Source organism: Pseudomonas sp. (genome assembly GCF_036404235.1).
Lineage (GTDB): Bacteria > Pseudomonadota > Gammaproteobacteria > Pseudomonadales > Pseudomonadaceae > Aquipseudomonas.
The window spans coordinates 1-9,136 of the sequence record NZ_DASWOT010000095.1 but is presented as its reverse complement, the minus strand read 5'-3'; the positions used below and the strand labels follow the sequence as shown (position 1 = coordinate 9,136).

The 9,136-nt window shown below is 57.8% G+C and carries 6 protein-coding genes, 2 tRNA genes and 1 pseudogene; 1 reads left to right on the top strand and 8 read right to left on the bottom strand.

All coding sequences use genetic code 11. From position 1 onward, the window contains the following. Positions 1-6: 6 nt before the first annotated feature. Positions 7-83, bottom strand: a tRNA-Met gene (locus VGC62_RS12165). A gap of 387 nt (positions 84-470) precedes the next feature. On the opposite strand from VGC62_RS12165, the gene VGC62_RS12160 reads away from it, so the two are divergent. Continuing rightward, positions 471-2,528, top strand: a complete 2,058-nt coding sequence (locus VGC62_RS12160) for a methyl-accepting chemotaxis protein (RefSeq protein ID WP_331187332.1) — start codon at positions 471-473, stop codon at positions 2,526-2,528. A gap of 87 nt (positions 2,529-2,615) precedes the next feature. On the opposite strand, the gene hrpB is transcribed toward VGC62_RS12160, so the two are convergent. The 7 genes and pseudogenes from hrpB to VGC62_RS12125 form a co-directional block, all read right to left on the bottom strand. Next, positions 2,616-5,138: an ATP-dependent helicase HrpB gene (gene hrpB, locus VGC62_RS12155; protein WP_331187331.1), complete on the bottom strand. Its 2,523-nt coding sequence runs from the start codon at positions 5,136-5,138 to the stop codon at positions 2,616-2,618. A gap of 169 nt (positions 5,139-5,307) precedes the next feature. Next, positions 5,308-6,408, bottom strand: a complete 1,101-nt coding sequence (ychF, locus tag VGC62_RS12150; RefSeq protein ID WP_331187330.1) for a redox-regulated ATPase YchF — start codon at positions 6,406-6,408, stop codon at positions 5,308-5,310. Between the two features lie 21 nt (positions 6,409-6,429). Then, a complete protein-coding gene (gene pth / locus VGC62_RS12145) occupies positions 6,430-7,014 on the bottom strand; it encodes an aminoacyl-tRNA hydrolase (protein ID WP_331187329.1) in 585 nt (194 codons plus the stop codon). Between the two features lie 167 nt (positions 7,015-7,181). After that, positions 7,182-7,784, bottom strand: a complete 603-nt coding sequence (locus VGC62_RS12140) for a 50S ribosomal protein L25/general stress protein Ctc (RefSeq protein ID WP_331187328.1) — start codon at positions 7,782-7,784, stop codon at positions 7,182-7,184. Between the two features lie 138 nt (positions 7,785-7,922). Beyond that, a complete protein-coding gene (locus VGC62_RS12135) occupies positions 7,923-8,864 on the bottom strand; it encodes a ribose-phosphate pyrophosphokinase (protein ID WP_331187327.1) in 942 nt (313 codons plus the stop codon). 47 nt (positions 8,865-8,911) lie between these two features. After that, positions 8,912-8,986, bottom strand: a tRNA-Gln gene (locus VGC62_RS12130). 34 nt (positions 8,987-9,020) lie between these two features. Beyond that, positions 9,021-9,136: pseudogene (locus VGC62_RS12125) on the bottom strand (4-(cytidine 5'-diphospho)-2-C-methyl-D-erythritol kinase); the annotation flags it as partial.

The window sequence follows — 9,136 nt, the reverse complement described above, 5'->3', positions numbered from 1 at the left end:
GGTACTTGGTGGCTACACAGGGACTTGAACCCCGGACCCCAGCATTATGAATGCTATGCTCTAACCAACTGAGCTATGTAGCCAAGTGGCGCGCATTATTCGCTTAGATTGAAGATGTGTCAAGCGTGCGTGTAAAGAATTTATGCGTGTGATCAAGCGGTTAGGATTTTCCTGGGTTCATTGCAAAAAAACGCGATCCCAAACTCTTGTCCTTATTTTCAATATCGACCGTTTGCCGTCGGGGTGAGTGTTTTTACCCCATATTTGTTGCGATCTGGCCGGTTTCATGCGGCGGCTCTGTTCTGGGGCAGGGCCAAAGCACCTTTAATGGATGTCGCTTATTTCAGAGCGGGGATAGACGGCTATCGTCATTGAATCAATAACATGGCATTTTGCCTGTAATATTTAAAAGGCGGCGTCTGCTGTTGCCATGTGCCGCAACGGTGGGTTGTCCAGAGGAGTCGTCGGACATGCAGCGTCTTTTATCGCCAGGAATCCGTCTGCTTGGGCGTTTCGGATTTGCGCGCAAGTTTCAGATACTGTTTCTGCTGTTCATACTGCCTTTGGCGGGCAGTCTGTGGATGATCGGTCAGGATTATCGCGGCAAGCTGACGGTCATCTCCAATGAGCAATCAGGCGTGCGCCAATTGCTGGCGCTCGATGCGCTGGATGGACAACTGACTGCGCAGCGTAACCGTGCCGCGCGCTGGAAGGCGGCGGACATTCTTCACGATCCGACACCGGCAGCCAAGGCTGCTATGGCTGAACTGGATTCAAACAGTCCGCTCATGGTGCAAAGCGTGCAGGCGCTAGGTGACACGCTAAAAGCGCAAAGCGTCAGCGCGGACATGTCGGCGCGTTTTGAAGCGCTACAAGCTTCTGTCAAAGGGATGGACTCCCAATCCCTGCGTACTGTCGGGTGGTGGCCAGATGGTTACGACCGTTTCACGGCTGCGCTCACGGCGATGCAAAGCCTGCGCGAGCAGATCGCTATGGACAGCGGATTGATCCTGGACCCCTGGCTTGAAACCTATTTGCTGATGCAGATTTCCACTCAGCAGACGCCTGACCTGATCGAGCGTATCGGGCGCATGGCGGGTGTGGGTCAGTCGTCCATTGCATCAGGGCAGTTCACGCTACAAAGTCGTTTGCAGATGCGCGATTTACGCGGCCGCATCGGCGATGCCCGGGATCAGTTGGTCAAAGCGGCTGTATCGCTCAAAGCCAAGGCGTATCCCGGCATGGAAGCCTGGGCGACCCAATATGATGACAGCCTGCAACGCCTGGATAACCAGTTAACAGTGCTGGATGACGGCGTGTTTGGTGGCACCATCAAGCTCGATACCAGCGCGTTCGAGCGCAGCGTCGACGGCATGCTGGACACCCTCGGTACCTTGCGCAAGCAGTCGTTGACCTCCCTGGACGCGCGCCTGAGTTATTACCACGATCAAGCGATCAAGCAACTCGTTCCGGTGGCGGCGACATTCAGCATTCTGGCGCTGGCGGCGTTGTACCTGTTTATGTGTCTGCAGGCCTCGATCCGGCGCAGTGCGCGCGGCATCACCACGCTGGCTGAGTCCCTGCGCGATGGCAATCTGTGTGTCGAAGTTGCGGTTGAAGGGCGTGATGAATTGGCTGTGATCAGCACTGCACTTAACGTCGCCGTGGTTCAACTGCGTAGCAGTTTGTTGGGCGTGAATCACGAAACGCAGCAGTTGGGCTCGGTGGTGCTGACACTGAATTCACAAGCGGGCAGTACGCTGACTGAAGTGGAAGACCAGCAACAACAAATCAGCCAGATCGCCGCCGCCGCGACGCAGTTGGCCGCGACGTCCATGGGTGTTGCCAAAAGTTGCGAGCAGGCGTCCGGCAGCGCGCAGCAAACCCGTGGCATTGCCGAAGACAGCAGCCGTGATAGCCAGCGCACGACGGCCAGCATTCAGCAACTCAACCAGCGTTTGACCGATACCGCCGATGCGCTAGGGCGAGTGAGCCAGCAGGGGCAGCAGATTCAGTCAGTGGTCGACACCATTCGCGGCATTGCCGAGCAAACCAACTTATTGGCGCTGAACGCGGCCATTGAGGCTGCGCGCGCAGGCGAGCAGGGGCGTGGATTCGCGGTCGTCGCCGATGAGGTGCGCAGCCTGTCGCAACGTACTCAGGCCTCGACCGCACAGATTGCCGAAACGGTGGACAGCTTGCGTTCGACGGTTAGCCAGGCGGTCAGTTTGATGGAGGTTGCATGCGGTCAGGCGATCACTGACGCAGAATCGGTCACTGGTCTGGGCGAGCGATTGGGCGAAATTGCCAGCGCGGTACAGAACGTCACCGATACCCTGGCGCAGATCGCTGCCGCAGTTGAAGAGCAAGCCGCCACGGCGGATGAAGTCAGCGGCAATATCCAGCAGGTCGATCAGGCGGCGGGGCGTTTGCTTGAAGGCGCACGAGCGGTCAATCAGGCCATTGATACGCTGAGCAAAGGTAGTCGGGCCTTGAGCGAGAATACGGCGCGGTTTCATTTGAGCTGAAGGTTGCAAGCGGTGTTCTGGGTGGAACGGGCTGAACTGGCCGATCTTCCGGGCGCTGGGTGAATGGGGCGCATTGACCCTTTCGCCTCAGGGCTTTCTTGGTTTTGTCCGCGCGGTCGCCTCTGCCACTAATGGGTCGTCCGGCCAGTAGTGTTTGGGATACCTGCCTTTTAAATCCTTCTTCACTTGCGCATACGTACTGCGCCAGAAGTTCGCCAAGTCCTGTGTCACCTGAACCGGCCGGCGAGCCGGAGACAGCAAGTGAAGCTTGAGTGCCTGGCGACCACCGGCAATTCTCGGTGTATCGGCCAGACCGAATAGCTCTTGCAGTCGTACCGCGAGTATCGGAGGCGTCTCGGTGTAATCGAGCCTTACCGATGAACCTGACGGCACCGTGATGTGGGTCGGCGCTTCTTCCTGGAGTTGTTGCTGTAACGGCCATGGCAAGATGTTGCGCACAATGGACGACAGATCGAGCTGGCCAAAGTGGCTCAGCCGGCTCACGTTGTTGAGGTACGGCTGCAGCCAAGTCGGTAGCGAGTCGAGCAATGATGCGTCGCTCACATCAGGCCATACACTCTCTGGCAGTTTCGCCAGATCAAGCTCACGCAGTAAGGCCACGCGCGATTGCCACTGCCTGATCTCCGGCGTCCAGGGCAAAAGCTCCAGTCCTTTGCGTCGCACCAGGTTAACCAAGGCCAGGGTTCTCGCTGCGTCCTCCAGCCCCGTCAAAGGCTCGGTGGCGAGTACAAGTTCACCGACCTTGCGCTGACGCTCTGCGCGTAATACCCCCTCCCGCTCGTCCCAGTCGAGTTCATCCACGACCTTCACTTGTTCGGCAAGCACACTGTCAAGCAGTGCAGGGTCAAAATCACTGGCGAGATAGATTCGCTCTTCACGCTGCCCTTGGCGACTACCCAAATCAGCGATGACCAACCAAGGGTGCTTCATTAACGCGTCCGGCTCGCTGAATAACGCCGCACGTCCGTTGGCCAGACGATACTCAGCACCGCCAGGGCGGCGCTGCCGGGCAATCCGATCTGGATATGCAAGGGCGAGTAAACAGCCAAGCCAGCGGGGGTGTTCGGTGTCAGTAACCGGATGGCTGGGTTGGCCGCGAAGGTAGCTGCGGTACTGCCGCGCAATTTGGCGTACCCGCTGCACGCCGCCTTGTGCGCTGCGTTGTGCTTTTTGCTCGCGCGACACCATCATCAGGCGGCTATGAAGATCAGCGCCGGCCCCGCGCAGAATGTCTCGCTCGCCCAGCAATCCCGCCACATCGCAGGCCATGTCTGTCAAGCCCAGTGAATGCCCTCGCAGCAAAAGATGAGCAATGCGTGGGTGCGCCGGCACTTCAGCCATCGCCTGACCATGGGCACTGAGGCGTCCATCGGGTTGCAGGGCGCCCAATCGATGTAGCAAATCGCGCGCCTGGGAGAAAGCCGCTGCTGGCGGTAGGTCGAGCCACTTTAGTTGATCCGGTGTCACCCCCCAGCGCGCCAGTTGCAACGCAAGGCCTGCGAGGTCAGCTTGCATAATTTCGGCACTGCTGTAAGCGGCCAACTGCTCGTGCTGGGCTTCTGACCACAACCGATAACAGACACCCGGCTCCAGTCGACCGGCACGGCCCGCACGCTGGGTGGCACTGGCGCGGGAGATACGTTGCGTGTCCAGGCGTGTCATCGCGCTGCGAGGATCGAAGCGGGGCACACGCTCCAGCCCTGCATCGATCACGACCCGCACGCCTTCAATCGTCAGGCTGGTCTCTGCGATATTGGTCGCCAGTACCACCTTGCGTTTACCTGCCGGTGCAGGATCAATCGCTGCGCGTTGGGCACTCAAATCAAGCTCACCGTGTAGCGGGCACAGAAGTATGTCGTTGCGCTCACCCAGCGCATCGGCCAACTGCTGATTGACTCTTCGAATTTCTGCCTGGCCGGGCAGGAACACCAGGAGGCTGCCGCTCTGCTCATCGATTGCATCCAGGCATGCCTGCACGACGCGTGGTTCGACAAACTCACCAGGTTGGAAAGGGCGCCCCCATAGCGTGGACACGGGATACATGCGTCCTTCACTGGTGATGACCGGGGCATCGTCCAGCAATCGCGACAGACGCTCACCCTCAAGCGTCGCCGACATCACCAGCACCTTCAACGGCAGCTCATCGCGCAGCAGATCGCGCCCATTGAGCGTAAGCGCCAAAGCAAGGTCAGCATCAAGATTTCGCGAGTGGAACTCGTCAAATATGACCAACCCCACGCCTTCAAGGGCGGGGTCTTCCTGAAGTCGACGGGCGAGAATACCTTCGGTGACGACCTCTATCCGGGTACGAGGCCCGACCCGGCTTTCCAGACGAATCCGGTAGCCGACAGTTTCACCCACTTTCTCGCCCAGCTCGCTGGCCAGTCTCTCTGCTGCGGCGCGCGCGGCCAGCCGACGAGGCTCAAGCATCACGATGGTCTGGTCACCCAACCATGCCTGCCCAAGCACTGCGAGTGGGACACGAGTGGTTTTGCCCGCCCCCGGCGGTGCCTGCAGAACAACTTCGTTGCGATCTGCAAGGGCTTGGAGCAGCGCCGGCAACGCGGCATCGATGGGCAAAGAACTCATGGTGACTCCCAAGTGTCGCAATTAGCTCACGTCATTACCTTCCACGGTCATTTGTAAATCATGCCTGTTGTGGATGGCGTTGTAGGACTTAGACGAAAAACCCCCGTATCGCTTGGCGATTACGGGGGTCTCAATATCTGTCAACGTCCGTGGAAACCCACGGAATTCATCAGACGTTAAAGCGAAAGTGCAGAACATCCCCGTCTTTGACGATGTAATCCTTGCCTTCCAGACGCCATTTGCCTGCTTCCTTGGCACCGGCTTCGCCTTTGTATTGGATGAAGTCGTTGTAGGCGATGCACTCGGCGCGGATGAAGCCTTTTTCGAAGTCGGTGTGGATCACGCCAGCGGCCTGGGGTGCGGTGGCTCCCACGCGGACGGTCCAGGCGCGGACTTCTTCGACACCGGCGGTGAAGTACGTCTGCAGGTGAAGCATTTCGTAGCCCGCACGGATCACACGGTTCAGGCCCGGCTCTTCAAGGCCAAGCGCCTCAAGGAACATGTCTTTCTCTTCACCGTCTTCGAGTTCGGCGATTTCCGCTTCGATCTTGTTGCAGACCGGCACCAGCATTGCGCCTTCTTCTTCGGCGATGGCGCGAACCACATCCAGCAGAGGGTTGTTCTCGAAACCGTCTTCCGCGACGTTGGCGATGTACATGACCGGCTTGGTGGTTAGCAGATGGAAGCCGCGAATGACTGCTTTGTCGTCGGCGCTCATGCTCTTCATCAGGCCGCGTGCAGGCTTGCCCAGAACGAAGTGAGCTATGAGTTGCTCCAGCAGGCCTTTCTGAACCACTGCATCCTTGTCGCCGCCCTTGGCGTTGCGGGTCACTCTCTGCAGTTGCTTCTCGCAGCTGTCGAGGTCAGCGAATATCAGTTCCAGGTCGATGATCTCGATGTCGCGTTTGGGGTCGACGCTGTTGGAAACGTGAATTACGTTTTCATCTTCGAAGCAGCGAACCACATGAGCGATGGCGTCGGTCTCGCGGATGTTGGCGAGAAACTTGTTACCCAGGCCTTCACCTTTCGAAGCGCCCGCTACCAGGCCGGCGATGTCGACGAACTCCATGGTGGTCGGCAAAATGCGCTTGGGATTGACGATAGCCGCCAGCGCCGCGAGGCGTGGGTCGGGCATAGGCACTATGCCGGTGTTCGGTTCGATGGTGCAGAAGGGAAAGTTTTCCGCCGCGATACCGGATTTGGTCAGGGCGTTGAACAGGGTGGATTTGCCGACGTTGGGCAGGCCGACGATGCCGCAATTGAATCCCATGGTGTTTCCCCTCGAGTGATGTCAGGCCTTCTGGCTGTGCAGGTTTTTCATCGCTCGGTTCCATTCACCGGCGAAGATTTCCGGCAGCACGCCGAGGGCAAAGTCGATACTGGCGTCCAGTTTTTCCTGTTCGGCGCGTGGCGCTCGACCCAGAACGAAACCGGAGACCTTGCTGGCATCGCCTGGGTGGCCGATGCCAAGCCGCAGACGGTGAAATGTATTCTGATTGCCAAGCTGCGCAATGATGTCGCGCAGCCCGTTGTGACCGCCATGACCGCCGCCTACTTTCAGTTTGGCAACGCCTGGAGGTAGATCGAGTTCGTCATGAGCCACCAGGATCGCGTCAACCGGAATACGGTAAAAGCCGGCGAGCGCCGCCACGGCCTGGCCGCTGCGGTTCATGTACGTGGTGGGGATCAGTAGCCGAACATCCTGACCTTGATGTGTGAAACGCCCGGTCAGGCCAAAGAATTTGCGCTCGGGCACCAGATTTACTCGGTGCGCCGCAGCGATGCGCTCAACAAAAAGAGCCCCTGCGTTGTGCCGGGTCTGTTCGTATTCAGCGCCCGGATTTCCCAGGCCAACGATCAGTTGTATGGCAGTCACGACAGGGGCTCTTCCTTGGAGTTATGGATAACGTCGATGATAGTGGCGGCGAAAGTGGACGAAAACTGCTCATTTACCATGATGTAAACTCCGCGATCCCGCCCGCTTTGCCTGACACTATCGCTCTCGGTGTTTCCTGAGCAACTCCGACGTCACCAAGTAATGAATTACTCGGCTGCGCCTTCTTCATCTTCGGTTGGAACTACGCGTGGGGCGTGAACGTTGGCAATTGCCAGGTCGTTGCCATGCGCCAGTGCGACGAACTCAACGCCTTTAGGCGCTTTGAGGTCGGACAGGTGAATGATCGAACCCACGTCCAGAGCCGACAGGTCGACTTCGATGAACTCAGGCAGATCTTTCGGCAGGCAGGAAATTTCCAGCTCGGAAGTCACGTGCGAAACTTCGCCGCCTTTCTTGATCGGAGCTTCTTCGCCGACGAAGTGAACCGCTACGACTGCAGTCAGTTTGTGGCCAGCAACAACGCGTACGAAGTCAGCGTGCATCACATGGCCTTTGGCCGGGTGACGCTGCAGTGCTTTGATGATGACGTTTTGCTTTTTGCCGCCAACGTTCAGCTCGATGATGTGGCTGTAGGCCGCTTCGTTTTCGAGCAGTTTGGCAACTTCTTTGGCCAGCATGCTGATGGATTCAGGGGCTTTTTCGCCACCGTAGACAACAGCTGGAACCAGGCTTGCGAGACGACGCAGGCGGCGGCTCGCACCTTTCCCCAGGTCGGAACGCACTTCAGCATTCAGAGTGAAATCATTCATGTTGTTTCTCCAAAATAACCACACTCGCCTCTGCGTTTGCGACCGACGCTCGGGCGATATGGGCAAAAAAGCCCCGCCCTGACGGATTGTCAGGGCGGGGCGCTTTTCGTCAGCGAAATATCTGCTAAGGGAAAACCCTTAGCGGAACATCGCGCTGATCGATTCTTCGTTGCTGATGCGGCGAACCGCTTCGGCGACTACCGGCGCGATATCCAACTGACGGATACGAACACAGGCTTGTGCTGCAGCGGACAACGGGATGGTGTTGGTCACCACCAGTTCGTCCAGCATGGAATTCTCGATGTTCTCGATCGCACGACCGGACAGGACAGGGTGTGTGCAATAGGCGAAAACCTTGGCCGCACCGTGTTCTTTCAGGGCCTTGGCCGCGTGGCATAAGGTGCCGGCGGTATCGACCATGTCGTCGACCAAGATACAGGTACGTCCTTCGACGTCGCCAATGATGTGCATCACTTCGGAGTGATTAGCCTTCTCACGGCGTTTGTCGATGATCCCGAGGTCGACGCCCAAGGATTTGGCAACAGCACGTGCTCGCACGACGCCGCCGATATCCGGGGACACGATCATCAGGTTTTCGAAGCGTTGGTCTTCGATGTCATCCACCAGAACCGGGGAGCCGTAGATGTTATCTACCGGAATATCGAAGAAACCCTGGATTTGGTCAGCGTGCAGATCAACGGTGAGCACGCGGTTGATGCCGACCACTGTGAGCATGTCAGCGACGACTTTCGCGCTTATTGCCACACGTGCGGAGCGCGGACGGCGATCCTGACGGGCATAACCAAAGTAAGGGATAACAGCGGTGATACGAGTAGCCGAGGAACGGCGGAAGGCATCAGCCATCACCACGAGTTCCATCAGGTTATCGTTGGTCGGAGCACACGTCGGCTGAATGATGAAGACGTCTTTACCGCGGACGTTTTCATTGATCTCAGCGGTGATTTCGCCGTCGGAGAACTTACCGACAGAAATGTCACCGAGTGGGATATGCAGCTGACGTACGACACGTCGAGCCAAATCGGGGTTAGCGTTCCCCGTAAAGACCATCATCTTGGACACGCGCAGTACCTGCCGGCTGAGGGTATACCTGGATGAGTATAGGAAAATGGCAGGGGCGGCTGGATTCGAACCAACGCATGGCAGGATCAAAACCTGCTGCCTTACCGCTTGGCGACGCCCCTGTAGCGATGTTGCCGAGTGCCCAGCACTCGTTTCTTAGAACAGATTTTGTAACTTGCGATGTAACATCGAAATGTTACTTCCTTTCGCTACAAACCCTGTAAGGGTCTCTGTAAGAAGGGCCGAGACTCTATCAGCTTCAGCTTTGTTTG